The following is a 19,047-nucleotide window of genomic DNA, read 5'->3' as shown; positions in this document are numbered from 1 at the left end:
GGGTCATAACGGCCCACTTTGTGAACCGGCAAAGCCTATCACATAAGGCCCGCCTGGCGGGCTCCCGCTGAGCCGGGGGCCGGCGAGGCGGCGACCGGCTTGGGTGGAATTTCGCGGAAGCAGGCGTTGGATCGGCCAGCGTTTTTTTTCCTGAGGGATCGGGGATTAAGGCTTTGCGGCCACTGCGTGGCCGATCGCAGCCTCGCTGGGGCTCGGCAGCGGCTACGGGGGCGTCGTGTCCTGTAATTGCGGGGGCCGACGAGGTTTCAGCCGCGCGGATGGTGCTTGGCGTGCAGGTCCTGCAGGCGGGCGCGGGCGACATGGGTATAGATCTGCGTGGTCGACAGGTCGCTATGGCCGAGCAGCATCTGCACCACCCGCAGGTCGGCGCCATGGTTCAGCAGGTGGGTGGCGAAGGCGTGTCGCAGGGTATGTGGCGACAACGACTTGCCGATCCCGGCGACCTTCGCCTGGTGCTTGATCCGATGCCAGAAGGTCTGGCGGGTCATCTGCTCGCCGCGCTGGCTGGGGAACAGCACATCGCTGGGGCGCCCGCCGAGCAGCTCGCCACGGCCATCGCGCAGGTAGCGCTCGACCCAGACGATCGCCTCCTCCCCCATCGGCACCAGGCGCTCCTTGCTGCCCTTGCCCATCACCCGCAATACGCCCTGGCGCAGATTGACCTGCTCCAGAGTCAGGCTGATCAGCTCGGTGACGCGCAAACCGCAGGCATACAGGACTTCGAGCATCGCCCGATCGCGCTGGCCGATGGCCTCGCTCAGGTCCGGGGCGGCCAGCAGGGCCTCGACATCCGCTTCCGACAGGGACTTGGGCAACGGCCGCCCCAGTTGCGGCATGTCGACTTGCAGAGTGGGGTCCACGGCGATCAGCTTTTCCCGCAGCAGGTAGCGATAGAAGCCACGCACGCCAGACAGAAAACGCGCCGTCGAACGCGGTTTGTAGGCCTGCTCCACCCGCCAGGCGAGGTGGTCGAGAATCGGCTCGCGCCCCACCCCCGACAGTTCCAGCCCGCGCTCCTGCAACCAGCCGTTGAACAGCGCCAGGTCGCTGCGATAGGCCTCCCGGGTGTTGTCCGAAAGGCCCTTTTCCAGCCACAGCGCATCAAGGAAACGGTCAATCAGGGGATGGTCGATGGCAGGCATAAAAACTCGAAAGGCACGGCCCTGGAGCGGGCCAAAAAAATAGTGAACTGTGGGCGGGGTCGCTAGTCTTTCATAGCCAGCCATTTCAAGGAACAGGGAGCTTCAATGAACGAACAACAGATTCTGTTGGCCTTTGGCGGCATCGGCGTGGCGGCGGTGGGCTGCCAGTGGCTGGCCTGGCGCCTGAAACTGCCGGCCATTCTGTTCCTGCTGTTGAGCGGCATTCTCGCCGGCCCGGTCCTGGGCTGGCTCGACCCGCAGGAGCTGTTCGGCCCGCTGCTGATGCCCCTGGTATCCCTGGCGGTGGCGCTGATCCTGTTCGAGGGCAGCCTGACCCTGCACCTCTCGGAATGGCGCGAGATCGGCAAGGTGGTGCATCGCCTGGTGACCGTCGGCGCACTCTCGACCTGGGCGGTGATCACCCTGGCCACGCACTGGCTGCTGGGGTTCGACTGGCTGCTGGCGCTGCTGTTCGGCACCCTGACCCTGGTCACCGGCCCCACCGTGATCGTGCCGATGCTGCGGGTGGTCCGGCCCAAGGCCTCGATCGCCAACATCCTGCGCTGGGAAGGCATCGTCATCGACCCGATCGGCGCCCTGCTGGCGGTGGTGGTCTACAGCTTCATCATCGCCAGCGCCGAAGGCCAGGGCTTGCAGCACAGCCTGCTGACCTTCGGCGGCGTGATCCTCTGCGGCAGCCTGTTCGGCGTCGTCGGCGGCTGGGTGCTGGGCAACGTCATGCGCCGCCAGTGGCTGCCAGAGTACCTGCACAACCTGGCCACGCTGGCCTCGGTACTGGGCATTTTCATCGGCGCCAACCAGGTGATGCATGAGTCCGGGCTGCTGGCCGTGACCTTGATGGGCATGTGGATGGCCAACATGAAGGATGTCGATGTGCGGCACATCCTGCATTTCAAGGAAAACCTCAGCGTGCTGCTGATTTCCGGCCTGTTCATCCTGCTGGCGGCGCGCCTGGACCTCAACGCCCTGATCGCCCTGGGGCCGCTGGTGCTGATCCTGCTGCTGGTGATCCAGTTCATCGCCCGGCCATTGAATGTGCTGCTGTCCACCGCCGGCTCGAACCTGAGTTGGCGCGAACGGGCCCTGCTGGCCTGGATCGCGCCACGGGGCATTGTCGCGGCGGCGGTCTCGGCGATCTTCGCCATCCGCCTGGACCAGGCCGGCCATGAAGGCGCGCTGCTGCTGGTGCCGCTGACCTTTGCCGTGATCATCGGCACCGTGGTCCTGCAAAGCGCCACCGCACGACCGCTGGCGCGCCTGCTGAAGGTCGCGGAGCCGGCGCCGAGCGGCTTCCTGATCGTCGGCGCCAATGCCCCGGCGCGGGCCATCGGCAAGGCACTGCAACAATTGGGCAGCCGCGTGCTGCTGACCGATTCGAGCTGGGAAAACATCCGCGCCGCGCGCATGGACGGCCTGCCGACCTATTTCGGCAACCCCGCCTCACAACATGCCGACGCTCATCTGGACCTGGTAGGGCTTGGCCATCTGCTGGCGCTGTCGCCCTCGGGCGAGCTGAACACCTTGGCGGCCATGCGCTTTCGTCACGACTTCAGCCATCAGCGCCTGTTCGCCCTGGCCAACAGCCAGGAAAGCCGCCGCACCGACAAGCATCGCGCCAGCCATGAACACCGCGGGCAACTGCTGGGCAGCGACGCCCTGTCCTACAGCAAGCTGGCCAGCCTGCTGGGCCAGGGCGCGGAGCTGTACAGCACCAACCTGACCGAGGGTTTTGGCTGGGAGGATTACCAGGCCCTGCATGGCGAGCGGGCGACCCTGCTGTTCGCCCGCGACAACAGCGGCTGGGTGCATGTCGTGACGCCGGACGGCACCCTCAAGCCCACGGCGGGCTGGACCCTGGTGGCGTTGATCCAGAAGGAGACGGCGGCGGGTTGAAGGGTATCGCGAGCAGGCTCGCCCCTACGAGCGGGCTGCTCGCTATCAGTCGGCGAAGCCCGGCAATACCGGCACCGGACGCTTGTCGTCATCGATGGCGACAAAGCTGAACAGGCCGTGAATGGCCTTTTCCCGCCCGTCGCAGCTCATGCTCTCGACAAACACCTCGACCTCGACCTTGAGGCTGGTGTTGCCGACCTTCACCACCCGTCCGACCAGCTCGACGATGGAGCCCGCGGCAATCGGGTGATTGAAATCGATCCGGTCGGTGGACACGGTGACCAGCGGCAGCCGGCAGAAGCGGGTCGCGGCGATGAACGACACTTCGTCCATCCAAGCCAGCGCCGTGCCGCCGAACAGGGTGTTGTGGTGATTGGTGGTCGACGGGAACACCGCCTTGGTCACGCGGGTGACCGACAGCTCGGTCCGGCGTTGGATTTCTTGCTCGCGGGGGCTCATGGTTCTACTGCCTGAAACACAATTCGGGGATAAATGACCGGCAACAAAAAAGCAGCCCGTAGGCTGCTTTTTTCTGCATCGGAAGCTGGACTCAGGCCAGTTTTTCCTTGATGCGAGCTGCTTTACCCGACAGGTCGCGCAGGTAGTACAGCTTGGCTTTGCGTACGTCGCCGCGACGCTTGACAGCCATGCTGTCGATCTGCGGGCTGTAGGTCTGGAAAGTACGCTCTACGCCAACACCGTTGGAGATTTTACGAACGGTGAATGCACTGTTCACGCCGCGGTTACGCTTGGCGATGACAACGCCTTCGAACGCTTGCAGACGGGAACGATCGCCTTCCTTCACTTTCACCTGAACGACAATGGTGTCGCCCGGGGCAAAGGCTGGGATCTCTTTGGTCATCTGCTCTGCTTCGAGTGCAAGGATGATTTTGTTGGTCATGCTGTGCTCCTAAGGTAAATCGTCGGATCTACCATCGATACGTTGTTAACTATCGTCCCGCTCGCGGATGTATTCCTCGAGCAGCTTCTTCTCTTCTCCAGAAAGCGAGCGGCTTTCCAGAAGATCGGCGCGTCGTTCGTAGGTCCGACCAAGGGACTGCTGCAAACGCCAACGCCGGATGTGTGCGTGATTGCCACTCAGCAACACGTCGGGAACACGCTGATCCGCATACACCTCCGGTCGGGTGTAATGCGGGCAATCCAGCAGACCATCCGTGAAGGAATCTTCCTCCGCGGAATCCACATGCCCTAAAGCTCCAGGCAGCAGTCGCGTAACCGCATCGATCAGGACCATCGCCGGCAGCTCGCCACCGGAGAGTACATAGTCGCCAATCGACCACTCTTCATCGACATGAGCCTCGATAAAACGCTCGTCGATGCCTTCATAACGACCAGCAATCAGGATCAATGCATCCTCATTCGCCAATTCGCGTACCGCCGACTGAGTCAGTCTGCGGCCTTGGGGCGACAGGTAGATCACCTTCGCACCCTCCCCGGCGGCCTGCCTGGCCTGAACCAGCGCATCTTCCAGGGGCTTGATCTTCATCACCATGCCCGGGCCACCGCCAAATGGGCGATCGTCCACAGTGTGATGTCGATCCGTGGTGTAGTCTCGCGGATTCCAACAGGTCAGTTGCAAGAGCCCCTGTTTCACCGCGCGGCTGGTTATGCCGTAGTCGCTGATGGCGGAAAACATCTCGGGAAACAGACTGATCACTTCTACGCGCAGGCTAGCCACGTTCAGAAATCCGCGTCCCAATCCACCTTCATCTCGCCCGCTGCCAGGTCGACGGCCAACACGCAGTGCTCGGTATAGGGCAACAGGCGTTCGCGATCATCCAGGCTGCCAGCGCAAGGCTTGACCACCATTACATCGTTCGAGCCGGTCTCCAGCAGGTGATCGATCTTCCCGAGCAGTTGCCCTTGAGTGTCGATGACCTTGAGACCTTGCAGCTGGTACCAGTAGTACTCGCCGTCGGTCAGTTCAGGGAACAGGTTGCGCGGCACGCAGATCTCATAACCGGCCAGAAGACGCGCTTCTTCACGATCATCGAGACCCTTGAGCTTTGCGACCAGGAACTTTTCGTTCCCGCGTCCGCTGACCAGCTCAACCTGTTTCACGCTACCTTCGCGCTTGAGCGTCCAGGTTTTGTAGTCCAACAGGTTTTTAATCGGATCAGTAAAGGAATAAACCTTCACTTCGCCGCGAACGCCATGAACAGAGTAGATTTTGCCAATGACGATCAAATCATCAGCAGGAGCAGGCGTCGCGTTCATAGGGTTCAGGCTGCAGCCTTAGCCGATTCCTTCAACAGCTGAGCAACACGCTCAGATGGTTGTGCACCAACGCTCAGCCAGTAGGCTACGCGCTCTTGGTTCACGGACAGACGGACTTCTTGACCACGAGCGATCGGGTTGAAGAAGCCAACTTGTTCCTTGTGCGAACCGTCGCGTGGGTTGCGGCTGTCGGTCACGGTCAAGTGGTAAAACGGGCGCTTTTTGGAGCCGCCAAGGGCAAGACGGATTGTTAGCATGTGAACATCGTTCCTGTAGTCGGTGCTGCAAATCTAAATGCACAGCGGGCATGGGTGCCCGAAAGGCCGCATATTCTAAGGAATATCCGGACTTTTGCAAATGACTTTTTCCGGCGCCCATCGGCCGCCACTCAGATTTGCCATGGAGCCGTCGCAAGCGACAGCCAGTGGGCGCGCCCCAATCGAGGGTCTGCCCGGGATTCCACGTCCCCGTGGAAAAAACGCCGGCATGGCTGCCGGCGCGGATTCTTCAGATCTTCGGCATGCCGCCGCCGGGCATCATGCCGCCCAGGCCGCGCATCATTTTCGCCATTCCGCCCTTGGCGGAGAATTTCTTCATCATCTTCTGCATCTGCTTGTGCTGCTTGATCAAACGACCGATGTCCTGCACCTGGGTGCCGGACCCCATGGCGATCCGGCGCTTGCGCGAACCGCTGATCAGCTCGGGATCGCGACGCTCGGCCGGGGTCATGGAGTTGATGATGGCTTCCATCTGCTTGAACTGCTTCTCGGCCGCGCCCTGGGCATTGCCCATTTGCGCCAGGTTCACCCCGCCGATGTTCGGCAGCTTGTCCATCAGGCCGCCGAGGCCGCCCATGTTCTTCATCTGTTGCAGCTGATCGCGGAAGTCTTCGAGGTCGAAGCCCTTGCCCTTCTTCAGCTTCTTGGCCAGCTTGTCGGCCTTTTCCTTGTCGAGGGTCTGTTCGGCCTGCTCGATCAGGCTGAGCACGTCGCCCATGCCCAGGATTCGCGAAGCGATACGCTCGGGGTGGAACGGCTCGAGGGCTTCGGTCTTCTCGCCCATGCCGATGAACTTGATCGGCTTGCCGGTAATCGCCCGAACCGACAGCGCCGCACCGCCACGGGCGTCGCCGTCGACCTTGGTCAGCACCACGCCGGTCAGCGGCAGCGCGTCGCCAAAGGCCTTGGCCGTGTTGGCCGCGTCCTGGCCGGTCATGGCGTCGACCACGAACAGGGTTTCCACCGGCTTGACCGCCGCGTGCAGCGCCTGAATCTCTTGCATCATGTCGGCATCGACGTGCAGGCGACCGGCGGTGTCGACGATGACCACGTCGATGTACTTGAGACGGGCTTCTCTAATAGCCGCTTCGGCGATCGCGACCGGCTTCTGGCTCAGGTCGGACGAGAAGAAGGTGACGCCAATATCGTTGGCCAGGGTTTCGAGCTGCTTGATCGCCGCCGGACGATAAACGTCGGCGGACACCACCATCACGCTCTTCTTCTTGCGCTCTTTGAGGAAGCGCGCGAGCTTGCCGGCGGTGGTGGTCTTACCGGCACCCTGCAAACCGGCCATCAGCACAACGGCAGGCGGCACGGCGCTCAGGTTGAGGTCTTCGTTGGCCGCGCCCATCAGGCTTTCAAGCTCTGCCTGGACGATCTTCACGAATGCCTGGCCTGGGGTCAGGCTGCGCGACACTTCGGTGCCGACCGCGCGTTCCTTCACCGAGTTGACGAAATCCTTGACCACCGGCAGGGCGACGTCGGCTTCGAGCAACGCCATGCGCACTTCGCGCAGGGTGTCTTTGATGTTGTCCTCGGTCAGCTTGGCCTTGCCGGTGACATGGCGCAGCGTCTGCGAGAGACGGTCGGTTAGGTTTTCAAACATGCGCGATCCTTTCAGGCCCTAAGTAGACCGAGGTAATGGCGGCCCAGACCCTATATATGAAGAGGTGCTCGGTGAGTCGGGGCATAGGCAGGTCGCGGATTATAGCGAAGACTGCGCGCGGCGCACAGCCGCCGTCTGCTGGCGCGGTCTTTCGTGCGATGGCGGTTCTATGCCAAACTCAACGACTTTCGGGCTTGCCTAACAGGATTTATGCTCCCCTTGTCACCCAGCTTGCTAACCACCCTCGCCGCCGCCTTTCTCTATGCCGCTGCGACTCTCTATCAAGGCACTCGTCTGGCCCAGGCCGCCAAGACGGACAAGCGCCTGCTGGTCTCGCTCGGCATCCTTGCCCTGCTCGCCCATGGCGCCAGCCTCCTGACCCACCTGTTGACGCCCGTGGGCCTTGGCCTGGACTTCTTCAGCGCCGCCAGCCTGATCGCCGCCGCGGTGATCGCCCTGACCCTGCTGGCCTGCGCGCGCATTCCGGTGGAAAACCTGCTGGTGCTGCTGTTCCCGCTGGGAGCGCTGACCGTGCTGCTGGCGCAGTTCGTACCCACCGGCACGGTGCCGGTGATCGACGAAGAACCCGGCATCCTGGCGCATATCCTGCTGTCGATCCTCGCCTACGGCATGTTCACCATCGCCGTGTTCCAGGCCTTGTTGCTGCTGGTGCAGGACCACCAGCTCAAGCACAAGCACCCCTCCGGGCTGATCAAGAATTTCCCGCCGCTGCAAACCATGGAAAGCCTGCTGTTCGGCTTCCTCTGGGCCGGCTGGACGCTGCTGTCGCTGTCGCTGGTCTCCGGCTGGCTGTTCGTCGAGAACCTGTTCGCCCAGCACCTGGTGCACAAAACCCTGCTGGCCTGCCTGGCCTGGGTGGTGTTCAGCGTGCTGCTGTGGGGCCGCAACCGCCTCGGCTGGCGCGGGCACAAGGCGATTCGCTGGACCCTGGCCGGCTTCTGCCTGCTGATGCTGGCGTATTTCGGCAGCAAGCTGGTCCGTGAATACATCCTGCATATCTGACGAGCGGCGATAATGGACAACCTGCCCACCGAGCCGATGCTCGTGGTCCTGGCCCTGCTGGTGCTGTGGTCGGGACTGTTCACCGCCATCGAGTCCGCCCAACAGCACCTGCTGACCCTGCGCACCGCCACACGCTCCGGCGACAAGCCGCTGGCGCGCCTGAGCTTCCCGCGTGAAAGCCTGATCCTGTGCAACACCCTGTGTAGGGTGCTGGCGGTCATCATCACCACCTTGCTGGCGCTGGCGCAGTGGGCGCAGAACGGTCCCTGGCTGGCGTGCCTGCTCGCGACCAGCGCCTTGCTGGTCCTGGCCGACTATCTGCCCCGAACCCTGGCCACGCGTTATCCGGAAGCCCTTCTCAGCCTGGGCAACACCCTGCTGGGCGTGCCGCTGAAGATCATCTATCCCGCGGCCTGGCTGCTCGACGGCATCAGCCAGTTGCTGCTGCGCCCCTTCGGCCGCAAGGCCGGCGTGGTCAAACAGAGCGAGGATGAACAGGCTGCCGACCCGGACGACATCGAGGAGCATGCCAACGGTCGCCCGCACCCGGTGTCGGGCATCCACGCCCTGGACAACATCACCGTCAACGACATCCTGGTGCCGCGCAGCGAAGTCGACGGGATCAACCTGGACGACCCGATCGGCGACATCATCGAGCAACTGCGCCTGTCCAAGCGCACCCGCTTGCCGGTGTTCCACAGCGACATCAACCAGGTCGAGGCGGTGCTCAACACCCGCCAGGTCCGCCACCTGCTGCCGGATGCCAGCCTGACCCAGGAAGCCCTGCTGGCGGCCTGCCATGAACCCTACTTCGTCCCGGAAAGCACCCCGCTGCAATTGCAGCTGCTGAACTTCCACAAGCAGCAGCGCCGCCTGGGCATGGTGGTGGACGAGTACGGCGAAGTGCTGGGCATCGTCACCCTGGAAGACATCCTCGAAGAAATCGTCGGTGAATTCGAAAGCGAACACAGCCTCGACAACCCGCATATCCATCCCCAGGCCGATGGACGCTACGTGATCGAAGGCGCCGCCTCGATCCGCGAACTGAACAAGAGCCTGGGCTGGCACCTGCCCAGCGACGGCCCGAAAACCCTCAACGGGCTGGTCACCGAAGCGCTGGAAACCATTCCCGACAGCGCCGTCTGCCTGAAGATCGGCCGCTACCGCCTGGAAATCCTCGAAACCGAGGAAAACCGCGTCAGCCGCGTGCTGATCTGGCATACCAAGCCGGGTGCCCCACTGACCCTGTAACCGTTGCCGCAGACTGTGATTGAGCTAGGCGGCATACCGGCGAAGCGGGCGCGGGTAGGGACAAGGTATTGCGACTGAAATACCGCGCCGCTTGGATTGCGACGGCTGCGCCGTCGATCGCAGCCTCGCCGGGGCTCGGCAGCGGCTACGGGGCTACAGGTTGCAAGTGTCGCTTGTTGGATCGTTAGGGGCCTTCCTATAATCGCTTCGCTTACCCAAGCCCCGCAGGATCCGCGTGCTACCCGCACCCGGCGGCTTCTGTCCCGTTGCATTCGCTTTTGTCCGGCGTTCGCTTGCACCCCGAGCCACGCCCGCGCCAAACCCACATCCCTGGGTGCTCGACCATAATAATTCGCTCCCATGGAGCCTATGACTGTCAGGGATAACCGCATGACGACCAGCACGACCTACAGCGCTTCCGCGCCTGCCCAGCCGACCAATTCCGCCCGCCGCGTGGCCACCGCCAGCTTTATCGGCACCGCCATCGAGTTCTACGACTTCTACGTGTACGCCACCGCCGCCGCGCTGGTGATCGGCCCGGTGTTCTTCCCGCAGACGTCCGGCACCGCCCAGATGCTCTCGGCCTTCCTGACCTTCGGTATTGCCTTCCTCGCCCGCCCGCTGGGCTCGGCGCTGTTCGGCCACTTCGGCGACCGCATCGGCCGCAAGTCGACCCTGGTGGCCTCGCTGCTGCTGATGGGCGTGTGCACCACCTTAATCGGCGTACTCCCCGGCTACGACAGCATTGGCGCCTGGGCGCCGATCCTGCTGTGCCTGCTGCGCTTCGGCCAGGGCCTGGGGCTGGGTGGCGAATGGGGCGGCGCCGCGCTGCTCGCCACCGAAAACGCGCCGGCGGGCAAACGCGCCTGGTTCGGCATGTTCCCGCAGTTGGGCCCCTCGATCGGCTTTCTCGCCGCCAACGGCCTGTTCCTGACCCTGGCCATGAGCCTGAGCGACGAACAGTTCCGTGCCTGGGGCTGGCGGATTCCGTTCCTGCTCAGCGCCGCGCTGGTGCTGGTGGGCCTCTATGTACGCCTGAAACTGCATGAAACCCCGGTGTTCGCCAACGCCATCGCCCGCCAGGAGCGGGTCAGGATGCCGCTGGTCGAGCTGTTCAGCCAGTACTGGCAACCGGTGCTGCTGGGCGCCGCGGCGATGGTGGTGTGCTATGCGCTGTTTTACATCTCGACGGTGTTTTCGCTGAGTTATGGCGTCGCCACCCTCGGCTACAGCCGCGAAACCTTCCTCGGCCTGCTGTGCTTCGCGGTGCTGTTCATGGCCGCGGCCACGCCGCTGTCGGCCTGGGCCAGCGATCGTTATGGGCGCAAGCCGGTGCTGATCGTCGGCGGCCTGTTGGCGATTGTTTCCGGCTTCACCATGGAACCCCTGCTGACCCAGGGCTCGACCGCAGGCGTGGCGCTGTTCCTGTGCATCGAGCTGTTCCTGATGGGTGTGACATTCGCGCCAATGGGGGCGCTGTTGCCCGAGCTGTTTCCGACCCACGTGCGCTATACCGGCGCGTCGGCGGCCTACAACCTGGGTGGCATCGTCGGCGCCTCGGCGGCGCCCTTCTTCGCCCAGAAGCTGGTGGCGATGGGAGGATTGAGCTGGGTCGGCGGCTATGTGTCGGCGGCAGCGTTGCTCAGCCTGATCGCTGTGCTGTGCCTGAAGGAAACGCGTAACAACGACCTGAATCGGGTCGGCTGACGGGACGTCAATCGCGGGCAAGCCTCGCTCCTAGAGAAGAAGATCGCGCTCTTCTGTAGGAGCGAGGCTTGCCCGCGATGCTTTTACAGTTCTACAACCACCGCCTGGGAAGCGCGGGTCGCCTTGGCCCGGGCGGCCTCGATCGACTCGTCGCGCGCCAGGGCCACGCCCATGCGGCGCTGGCCGTTGACTTCAGGCTTGCCGAACAGGCGCAGGGCGGTGTCCGGCTCGCTCAGGGCCGCGCCCAGGTTGGCGAACGCGGTCTGGGTGGACTGGCCTTCCACCAGGATCACCGCCGAGGCCGATGGGCCGAACTGACGGATCAGCGGCACCGGCAGGCCGAGAATCGCCCGCGCATGCAGCGCGAACTGCGACAGGTCCTGGGAAATCAGGGTCACCAGGCCAGTGTCGTGAGGGCGCGGCGACACTTCGCTGAACCACACCTGATCGCCCTTGATGAACAGTTCGACGCCGAACAGGCCACGCCCGCCCAGGGCTTCGGTCACGGCCTTGGCCACGCGCTCGGACTCGGCCAGGGCTTTGGGGCTCATGGCCTGCGGCTGCCAGGACTCCTGGTAGTCGCCCTTCTCCTGGCGGTGGCCGACCGGCGCGCAGAAGGTGGTGCCGCCGACGTGACGCACGGTCAGCAGGGTGATTTCGTAGTCGAAATCGATGAAGCCTTCGATGATCACCCGGCCCTTGCCCGCGCGTCCGCCTTCCTGGGCGTAGTCCCAGGCCTTCTGCACGTCGTCGGCGCTGCGCAGCAGGCTCTGGCCCTTGCCCGAGGAACTCATCACCGGCTTGACCACGCACGGGAAGCCCAGGTCTTCCACCGCCTTGCGGTAGTCCTCGAAGGTATCGGCGAAGTGGTAAGGCGAAGTCGGCAGGTCCAGCTCCTCGGCGGCCAGGCGACGGATGCCTTCGCGGTTCATGGTCAGTTGCGCTGCCCGGGCGGTCGGGATCACGGTGAAACCTTCGGATTCCAGTTCCACCAGGGTGGCGGTGGCGATGGCTTCGATTTCCGGCACGATGAAATGCGGCTTCTCCGCCTCGATCACCGCCCGCAGCGCAGCGCCGTCGAGCATGTTGATCACATGGCTGCGATGGGCGACCTGCATGGCCGGCGCGTTGGCGTAGCGATCCACGGCAATCACTTCAACGCCCAGGCGTTGCAGCTCGATCACCACCTCCTTGCCCAATTCACCACAGCCACACAGCAAAACGCGGGTCGCGGTTGGCGACAATGGAGTTCCGATACGGGTCATCTGAAGGTCCTCAAAAAGGAGCGGATCATCGAGGGCCGTGCGTCAGGCGGGCGGCCCATGGGGAAGAAAGCGCGGCATTTTACATGAACCGCGCCCGTTGGCCTCAGCTCGCGCACGCCGCCTTGCGCAAACGCCAGGCCATGGCGAGCCAGACCACGGTCACGCCGGCGAACTTCGAGCCCAGCGCCGTGAGGATCACGCCCGGGGTCAGGGCGTCGATCAGGCCGAAGAAGATAAAGGTGTCCAAGGGAATGCTCAGCGCCGAACTTATCCACAGGCGGTCGTGCAACGGGCGCTTGGTGATGCTGAACACCAGCCAGTCGATGCACTCGGAAACGGCGAACGCCGTGGCGCTGGCCAAGGCGATGGCCGGCTCGGAAGTCACATAGGACAGCACCAGCGCCACCAGCATGGCGACGATCGCGCCATGACCGAAACGGGTCTGCACCATGTCGCGCAGGACGAACACCAGCCCGCCCCAGGCGGACCAGATGATGTCCAGGTGCGGCGCTGTGGAGAAGGCATAGTTGATCAGCACGACGCTGCCGATATAGGCAATCAGGAAGAACATGGGCCGGGGTGTACCTCTGGATGAGGCAGACAGGGTACTTGAGCGGCAGAGAGCACGCAAAACCCTGTAGTCGCGGCGCGGGCATGGCGATCGCAGCCTCGGGGGCTCGGCAGCGGCTACAGGTGGATACAGACCGTCAAGTGGTGGATTTGCCGCCCAGCATCCACAGCAGCCCGCTGGATTTGGCGCGCTCGTGACACAGCGCCAGCACCTCGCGGCGCTCGGCATTGTCCATGCGGCTCCAGCGAGTGATCTCCTCGACCGTGCGCTGGCAGCCGGTGCAGATATCGTCATCGTCCAGCGCGCAGATGCTCACGCAGGGCGATGGAACGGGCTTTTCGGGAGCGTCCATCATTCCTGCTCGGCCAGGTCGCGGGCATAGCGCTGGGCGTTGTGCACATAGTGCGCGGCGCTGGCCTCGAGCATCTTCTTCTGCTGCTCGGTCAGTTCGCGCACCACCTTGCCCGGCGAGCCCATTACCAGCGAACCGTCGGGGATTTCCTTGCCCTCGCCGATCAGCGAGTTGGCGCCGATGATGCAGTTCTTGCCGATCTTCGCGCCATTGAGAATCACTGCGTTGATGCCGATCAGGCTGTAGTCGCCGACGGTGCAGCCATGCAGCATGGCGTTGTGGCCGATGGTCACGCCGGTGCCGATGGTCAACGGAAAGCCCATGTCGGTGTGCATCACGGTGCCGTCCTGCACGTTGCTGTTCCGCCCGATCAGGATCAGCTCGTTGTCGCCGCGCAGCACCGCGTTGAACCAGACGCTGGCCCCCTCCTCCAGCTTGACCTTGCCCACCAGCGTGGCATTGGGTGCAACCCAGCTTTGCGGGTGGGTTTCGACGCGGGCATCGCCCAGGCGGTATTTCATAGTGTCATCCTCAGGGCCAGGCAGGCTCAGGTATACGGCAGGGTCCGGGCCATACGAGCGATGGCTTCAAATATTGATAAAGCTTTTCGGTGGTTGGTGCAGGCTGATCCTGGCGTCGTACAGCAGGTTGATCAGCTCGACGATCATGATCGCCGTCAGGCCCCAGATCTTGTACTCGCCGAAGCGATAGCTCGGCACGTACCAGCTGCGGCCCTGGTAATCGATGCGGTGGGTATGTTCGCGCGGGTCCTGGCGGAAAAACTCCAGCGGCACGCTGAACACCGCGGCGATCTCGGCGTCGTTGGGCCGGTATTCGACGTAATCGGGAATCACCCCGACGTAAGGCGTGACCTTGATCCCGTGCAGGGAAATCAGCGGGCTCAGGGGGCCGATCACTTCCACCAGGCCCGGGGGCAGGCCGATTTCCTCTTCGGCCTCGCGCAGGGCGGTAAACACCAGGTCGGGGTCCTCGGGGTCGCGGCGGCCGCCGGGAAAGGCCACTTCGCCGCCATGGGTGGACAACCCGCTGGCCCGCAGGGTCAGCACCAGCTCGGGCTCGTCACTGCGGGTAATCGGCACCAGCACGGCGGCTTCCGGGAAACGACGATCCGTCTCCAGCGTTCGCGGCGTATGGTTGCTTACCCGGTGCAGTAGCTCGTCCAGCATGAGTCTTCTCGGTCTGTGCGCTAGTAAGGCCGGCCGGCCTTTGCTGACGATCGCCACAAAGGTCGACAGACCCTACGCATCATGCACCAAACAAACCGACCGCCCAAGCCCCGATCCACGCCATGTCGCGTAACGACAACTTGCCGACAAAGCCCCGTGCACGCCAAGATAGGCCCAGCCTTTTCGGATACCCAGCATGAAATTCTGCAGCCAGTGCGGTCACCCGGTCACCCAGCGCATTCCCGAAGGCGATTCGCGCCTGCGTTTCGTCTGCGACCACTGCCAGACCATCCACTACCAGAACCCGAATATCGTCGCCGGCTGCCTGCCCACCTGGGGCACCCAGGTGCTGCTGTGTCGACGCGCCATCGAGCCGCGCCGGGGTTACTGGACGCTGCCGGCGGGCTTCATGGAGAACGGCGAAACCGTCGAGCAGGCGGCCATTCGCGAGACCTTCGAGGAAGCCTGCGCGCGGGTGCGCAACCTGAGCATCTATACCCTGATCGATGTCCCGCACATCAGCCAGGTGCATGTGTTCTTTCGCGCCGAGCTGGCGGACGCGGACTTCGCCGCCGGCGCCGAGAGCCTGGAAGTGCGGCTTTTCGAAGAAGCCGATATCCCTTGGTCCGAGCTGGCTTTTCGCACGGTCGGGCGTACCTTAGAATGCTTCTTCGCTGACCGGCGGGACCAGCGGTTCCCCGTGCGTTCCGAGTCCATTCCGCCCCTGGCTCAGCCTGCCATCACTTAAACAACACAACGTACGCGGCACCTGTGTACTCGTTAGGGATATCGTTTCAATGCGCTGGTTGCTCGCCCTTTTCTGCTGGTCGTTGGTCGCCGTTTCCCATGCCTCGGCCATGGACACCCTGAACGGCAAAGTCATCGAAAAAGTCCTGGTCCTCAAGTCGGCCCATCAGTTGCAACTGATCAACGATGGCAAGCCCATCAAGACCTACCGCATTTCCCTGGGCAAGCAGCCCAAGGGCGCGAAGCTCATGGAAGGCGACAAGCGCACGCCGGAAGGCTTCTACTGGCTCGACTGGCGCAAGACCAGCGAGCGCTTCAACCTGGCCATGCACATCTCCTACCCGAACATCAGCGATTCCGCGCGCTCGCGCCGCGAGGGCGTGGAGCCCGGCGGCATGATCATGATCCACGGCACCCCGGACAGCGAAGACTACCCCGAGCAGTACTTCCACACCCTGGACTGGACCGACGGCTGCATCGCCATGCGCAACGTCGACATGCGCGAAGTCTGGGGCCTGGTCCCGGACGGCACGATGATCGAAATCCGTCCCTGAGCCCTCGCGGCACCCGCCAAACCTCCCCGTTACAAAAAAAATCGCCGGCCGCGCCGGCTTCGGCAGGTGAATACCAATTCGCCGCCGAAGAACCGCCGCGCCTGGGGTTTTCGCGCCTGCATTCAGACCGCTCTAATACCACTTACTCAAAAACGCCTTCCACCACCCCAAATAGCCCCCTATTTGCTGGCTAAAGCAGCCATTGCCAGCGTTGACATGGTATTTAAGTGGTATTAGTTTTTCGCCTCATTACCGGGCGACAACACTCCAATAACGCATCGGAACCCCACAGATGAACCACATCCTGGCCCTGCGCCCCGACGACACCCAGCCGACCCCGCTGTACCTGCAACTGGCGCGCAACCTCGAAGCCGCGATCCATGCCGGCCAGTGGAAAGCCGAACAGGCGCTGCCCTCGGAGCGCAACCTGAGCGAGCTGCTGAACATCTCCCGGGTGACCGCCCGCAAGGCGCTGGAAGTGCTGTTCGAACAAGGCCTGATCCGCCGCAGCCAAGGCTCCGGCACCTTCATCACACCGCGCCTGGAACAGCCGCTGTCGCGCTTGTCCGGCTTCAGCGAAATGCTCCGGCTCAAGGGCTTCGTGCCCGGCTCGCAGTGGCTGGAGCGCGAGATCACCACGCCAACCCATGAAGAACTGATCCGCCTGGGGCTGTCGCCGAACGACAAGGTCGCGCGCTTGAAGCGCCTGCGCAAAGCCGACGACACGGTGATGGCGATCGAAATGAGCACCCTGCCCGCCTCGATCATTGCCCGGCCGGACGCCGTGGGCGACTCGCTCTATGCCTACCTCGACGGTATCGGCCGCCCGGTGGTCCGGGCCCTGCAGCATATCCAGGCGATCAACGCCTCCGACGAATTCGCCGCCCTGGTGGGCATCGCCCCCGGCACCGCGATGCTGCTGATGACCCGCGTCGGCTACCTCGAGGACAACACCCCCATCGAAGTCACCGACACCTATTGCCGCAACGACTACTACGACTTCGTCGCCGAGCTGCGCCGCTGAGCCAGGCCGCCGAGTCAGAACGAGCCCCAGAGAGCTGCCCATGTCCGAACACAACATCCTCACCCCGCACGGCTGGATTCGCGGTCGCCTGAGCCACCGGGACGGCAAGGTCACCGGTATCGACGGCAGCCCCTGCGACCCGGCGGACAACGACCTGCCCTACCTGCTGCCGGGTTTCATCGACCTGCACGTGCACGGCGGCGGTGGCAAGGACATCATGGAAGGCACCCCGGCGTTCGAGACCATCGCCCGCACCCACGTGCGCTTCGGCACCACCTCGCTGCTGGCCACCACCATGACCGCGCCGACCGAGGACATCACCCGGGTCCTGAGCGAGCTCGGCCACTACTGCGAACAGCGCCCGGACGGCAGCGCGCGGGTCCTGGGCGTGCACCTGGAAGGCCCGTACATCAACCCCGGCAAGCTCGGCGCCCAGCCCAACTTCGCCCATACCGCACTGCTGGCCGAAGTCGAGGCCTACCTGCGCCTGGCGCCGATCCGGGTGATCACCATCGCCCCGGAAATCGCCGGCCATGACGGGCTGATCCGCGCCCTCAGTGCCCGCGGCATCCGCATGCAGATCGGCCACACCCTGGGCAGCTACGAGGAAGGCGTGGCCGCGCTCGACGCCGGCGCCACCAGCTTCACCCACCTGTACAACGCCATGAGCCCGCTGCATCACCGCGAGCCGGGTATCGTCGGCGCGGCCCTGGCCCACGCCCGCTACGCGGAACTGATCCCCGACCTGCTGCACGTCCACCCCGGCGCGATGCGCGTGGCCCTGCGCTCGATTCCCTGCCTGTATTGCGTGACCGACTCCACCGCGGCCGCCGGCATGCCCGACGGCGAATACAAGCTCGGCAGCCACACCGTGACCAAATGCCTGGGCGGCGTGCGCCTGCCGGACGGCACCCTGGCCGGCAGCACCCTGACCATGGACCAGGCCCTGCGCAACCTGGTGAAGATCGGCCTGCCCCTGGCCGAAGCCTCGCAACGCCTGTCGCAATTTCCCGCCGATTACCTCGGCCTGGCCGAACGCGGGCGCCTGCAAGTCGGCAGCTGGGCCGACTGCGTGTGCCTGGACCGCTCACTCACACTGACCGCCGTCATGGTCGAAGGAGAAGACATTGACTTCAAAAATGCTTGAAGAGGCGCTGTCCTCTGCCACGGCCGTCGAAGGTCAGTTGCAACAGCTCGATCCACAGCTGATCGAAGTGGCCGGGCGCCTGAACCGCCAGCCGCCGCAAGTGGTGATGACTGTCGCCCGCGGCAGTTCCGACCATGCCGCCAGTTACTTCGCCTACCTGACCATGCAACAACTGGGCATCCCGGTGGCCTCGCTGCCGATGTCGGTGGTGACCATGCAGCAGGCGCCGCTGCGGGTCAGCGGCCAGGCGGTGTTCGCCTTTTCCCAGTCCGGACAGAGCCCCGACCTGGTCAACAGCGTGCGCCTGCTGCGCAAGCGCGGCGCCCTCAGCGTGGCCATGGTCAACGCCCTGGAGACCCCGCTGGAAGCCGCCAGCGAGTTCTGCCTGCCCCTGCACGCCGGCGCCGAACGCAGCGTGGCGGCAACCAAGAGTTTCATCGCCACCCTCAGCGCCAGCGCGCGCCTGATCGCCCATTGGAAGCAGGATGCGCAGTTGCTCGACGCCGGCCTCGCCCTGCCCCAGGGACTGCGCGAGGCGGCCACCCAGGACTGGCGCCTGGCCGTCGAAGCCCTGCGCGACAGCCAGCGGCTGATGGTGATCGGCCGCGGCGCCGGGTTCGCCATCGCCCAGGAGGCGGCGCTGAAGCTCAAGGAAACCTCGTCCATCCAGGCCGAGGCCTTCAGCAGCGCGGAGGTGCGCCACGGCCCGATGGCGCTGATCGGCGACAACTACCCGCTGCTGGTGTTCGCCCCGCGGGGCGCCGAACAGGGCGGCCTGCTCAGCCTTGCCGCGGACATGCGCCAGCGCGGCGCCCGGGTACTGCTGGCAGCGCCGGACGATATCGACGAACGCGACCTGACGCTGACCCGGGCCGAACACCCGGCGCTCGATCCGATCCTCGCGATCCAGAGCTTCTACCGCATGGCCGCCGACCTCGCCGAGGCCCGCGGCATGGACCCGGACCAGCCACGCCACCTCAGCAAAGTGACCCGCACTCACTGAGCCCTTCCTTCCACGGA

The 19,047-nt window shown here is 64.2% G+C and carries 21 protein-coding genes; 9 read left to right on the top strand and 12 right to left on the bottom strand.

Annotated features, from left to right (window positions below; translation table 11 throughout):
* Window positions 1-266: 266 nt before the first annotated feature.
* Window positions 267-1,163: a site-specific tyrosine recombinase XerD gene (gene xerD / locus TO66_RS05550; RefSeq protein ID WP_044461383.1), complete on the bottom strand. Its 897-nt coding sequence runs from the start codon at window positions 1,161-1,163 to the stop codon at window positions 267-269.
* 105 nt (window positions 1,164-1,268) lie between these two features.
* Here xerD and TO66_RS05545 point away from each other — a divergent pair, with 105 nt between their 5' ends.
* Entirely contained in the window at window positions 1,269-3,077 is a 1,809-nt protein-coding gene (locus tag TO66_RS05545) for a sodium:proton antiporter (protein WP_044461382.1), read from the top strand.
* Between the two features lie 45 nt (window positions 3,078-3,122).
* On the opposite strand, the gene TO66_RS05540 is transcribed toward TO66_RS05545, so the two are convergent.
* The 6 genes from TO66_RS05540 to ffh all read right to left on the bottom strand — a co-directional run bounded on the left by TO66_RS05540 (window position 3,123) and on the right by ffh (window position 7,199).
* Window positions 3,123-3,536 carry an acyl-CoA thioesterase gene (locus TO66_RS05540; RefSeq protein ID WP_025806556.1) on the bottom strand — a complete coding sequence of 138 codons (414 nt, stop codon included), beginning with the start codon at window positions 3,534-3,536 and terminating at the stop codon, window positions 3,123-3,125.
* 91 nt (window positions 3,537-3,627) lie between these two features.
* Window positions 3,628-3,978, bottom strand: a complete 351-nt coding sequence (rplS, locus tag TO66_RS05535) for a 50S ribosomal protein L19 (protein ID WP_009047143.1) — start codon at window positions 3,976-3,978, stop codon at window positions 3,628-3,630.
* A gap of 45 nt (window positions 3,979-4,023) precedes the next feature.
* A complete protein-coding gene (gene trmD, locus TO66_RS05530; protein WP_044461381.1) occupies window positions 4,024-4,776 on the bottom strand; it encodes a tRNA (guanosine(37)-N1)-methyltransferase TrmD in 753 nt (250 codons plus the stop codon).
* 2 nt (window positions 4,777-4,778) lie between these two features.
* On the bottom strand, window positions 4,779-5,315 hold the full coding sequence (gene rimM, locus TO66_RS05525) for a ribosome maturation factor RimM (RefSeq protein ID WP_044461380.1): 537 nt from the start codon (window positions 5,313-5,315) through the stop codon (window positions 4,779-4,781).
* A 5-nt stretch (window positions 5,316-5,320) separates the two neighbouring features.
* Window positions 5,321-5,572, bottom strand: a complete 252-nt coding sequence (gene rpsP, locus TO66_RS05520) for a 30S ribosomal protein S16 (protein ID WP_007927680.1) — start codon at window positions 5,570-5,572, stop codon at window positions 5,321-5,323.
* 250 nt (window positions 5,573-5,822) lie between these two features.
* Window positions 5,823-7,199: a signal recognition particle protein gene (ffh, locus tag TO66_RS05515; RefSeq protein ID WP_044461379.1), complete on the bottom strand. Its 1,377-nt coding sequence runs from the start codon at window positions 7,197-7,199 to the stop codon at window positions 5,823-5,825.
* Between the two features lie 210 nt (window positions 7,200-7,409).
* Between ffh and TO66_RS05510 the strand changes: the two genes are divergently transcribed.
* From TO66_RS05510 to TO66_RS05500, 3 genes are all read left to right on the top strand, one after another.
* Complete coding sequence (locus tag TO66_RS05510) at window positions 7,410-8,222, top strand: inner membrane protein YpjD (protein ID WP_044461378.1); 813 nt, start codon at window positions 7,410-7,412, stop codon at window positions 8,220-8,222.
* 12 nt (window positions 8,223-8,234) lie between these two features.
* Window positions 8,235-9,473 (top strand): CNNM domain-containing protein, encoded by a 1,239-nt coding sequence (locus tag TO66_RS05505; protein ID WP_044461377.1) that lies wholly within the window; start codon window positions 8,235-8,237, stop codon window positions 9,471-9,473.
* Window positions 9,474-9,863: 390 nt separating this feature from the next.
* Window positions 9,864-11,180 (top strand): MFS transporter, encoded by a 1,317-nt coding sequence (locus TO66_RS05500; RefSeq protein ID WP_044461376.1) that lies wholly within the window; start codon window positions 9,864-9,866, stop codon window positions 11,178-11,180.
* 83 nt (window positions 11,181-11,263) lie between these two features.
* On the opposite strand, the gene purT is transcribed toward TO66_RS05500, so the two are convergent.
* From purT to TO66_RS05475, 5 genes are all read right to left on the bottom strand, one after another.
* Window positions 11,264-12,445: a formate-dependent phosphoribosylglycinamide formyltransferase gene (gene purT, locus TO66_RS05495; protein ID WP_044461375.1), complete on the bottom strand. Its 1,182-nt coding sequence runs from the start codon at window positions 12,443-12,445 to the stop codon at window positions 11,264-11,266.
* 103 nt (window positions 12,446-12,548) lie between these two features.
* Complete coding sequence (locus TO66_RS05490; RefSeq protein WP_044461374.1) at window positions 12,549-13,016, bottom strand: preQ0 transporter; 468 nt, start codon at window positions 13,014-13,016, stop codon at window positions 12,549-12,551.
* A 136-nt stretch (window positions 13,017-13,152) separates the two neighbouring features.
* Complete coding sequence (locus tag TO66_RS05485) at window positions 13,153-13,368, bottom strand: DUF1289 domain-containing protein (RefSeq protein WP_044461373.1); 216 nt, start codon at window positions 13,366-13,368, stop codon at window positions 13,153-13,155.
* Complete coding sequence (locus tag TO66_RS05480; protein ID WP_044461372.1) at window positions 13,368-13,889, bottom strand: gamma carbonic anhydrase family protein; 522 nt, start codon at window positions 13,887-13,889, stop codon at window positions 13,368-13,370. The genes TO66_RS05485 and TO66_RS05480 overlap by 1 nt, the downstream gene beginning before the upstream one ends.
* 66 nt (window positions 13,890-13,955) lie before the next feature.
* Complete coding sequence (locus tag TO66_RS05475) at window positions 13,956-14,555, bottom strand: CoA pyrophosphatase (protein WP_044461371.1); 600 nt, start codon at window positions 14,553-14,555, stop codon at window positions 13,956-13,958.
* 196 nt (window positions 14,556-14,751) lie between these two features.
* Here TO66_RS05475 and TO66_RS05470 point away from each other — a divergent pair, with 196 nt between their 5' ends.
* From TO66_RS05470 to TO66_RS05450, 5 genes are all read left to right on the top strand, one after another.
* Entirely contained in the window at window positions 14,752-15,303 is a 552-nt protein-coding gene (locus tag TO66_RS05470; protein WP_044461370.1) for an NUDIX hydrolase, read from the top strand.
* Between the two features lie 49 nt (window positions 15,304-15,352).
* Window positions 15,353-15,856 carry a murein L,D-transpeptidase family protein gene (locus TO66_RS05465; RefSeq protein WP_044461369.1) on the top strand — a complete coding sequence of 168 codons (504 nt, stop codon included), beginning with the start codon at window positions 15,353-15,355 and terminating at the stop codon, window positions 15,854-15,856.
* Window positions 15,857-16,148: 292 nt separating this feature from the next.
* Window positions 16,149-16,880, top strand: coding sequence for a GntR family transcriptional regulator (locus TO66_RS05460; protein WP_044461368.1), 732 nt, complete (start codon window positions 16,149-16,151; stop codon window positions 16,878-16,880).
* A gap of 40 nt (window positions 16,881-16,920) precedes the next feature.
* Window positions 16,921-18,027 (top strand): N-acetylglucosamine-6-phosphate deacetylase, encoded by a 1,107-nt coding sequence (gene nagA / locus TO66_RS05455; RefSeq protein WP_044461367.1) that lies wholly within the window; start codon window positions 16,921-16,923, stop codon window positions 18,025-18,027.
* The gene (locus TO66_RS05450; protein WP_156162039.1) at window positions 18,008-19,030 is read left to right on the top strand and encodes an SIS domain-containing protein; all 1,023 of its coding nucleotides are present in this window, start codon (window positions 18,008-18,010) and stop codon (window positions 19,028-19,030) included. Before nagA ends, TO66_RS05450 begins: the two co-directional genes overlap by 20 nt.
* The last annotated feature ends 17 nt before the right edge of the window (window positions 19,031-19,047 follow it).

It is taken from the genome of Pseudomonas sp. MRSN 12121, from assembly GCF_000931465.1.
Classification (GTDB): Bacteria; Pseudomonadota; Gammaproteobacteria; order Pseudomonadales; family Pseudomonadaceae; genus Aquipseudomonas.
The sequence above is the reverse complement of the archived record's forward strand: the minus strand, read 5'-3'. Positions and strand labels throughout refer to the sequence as shown.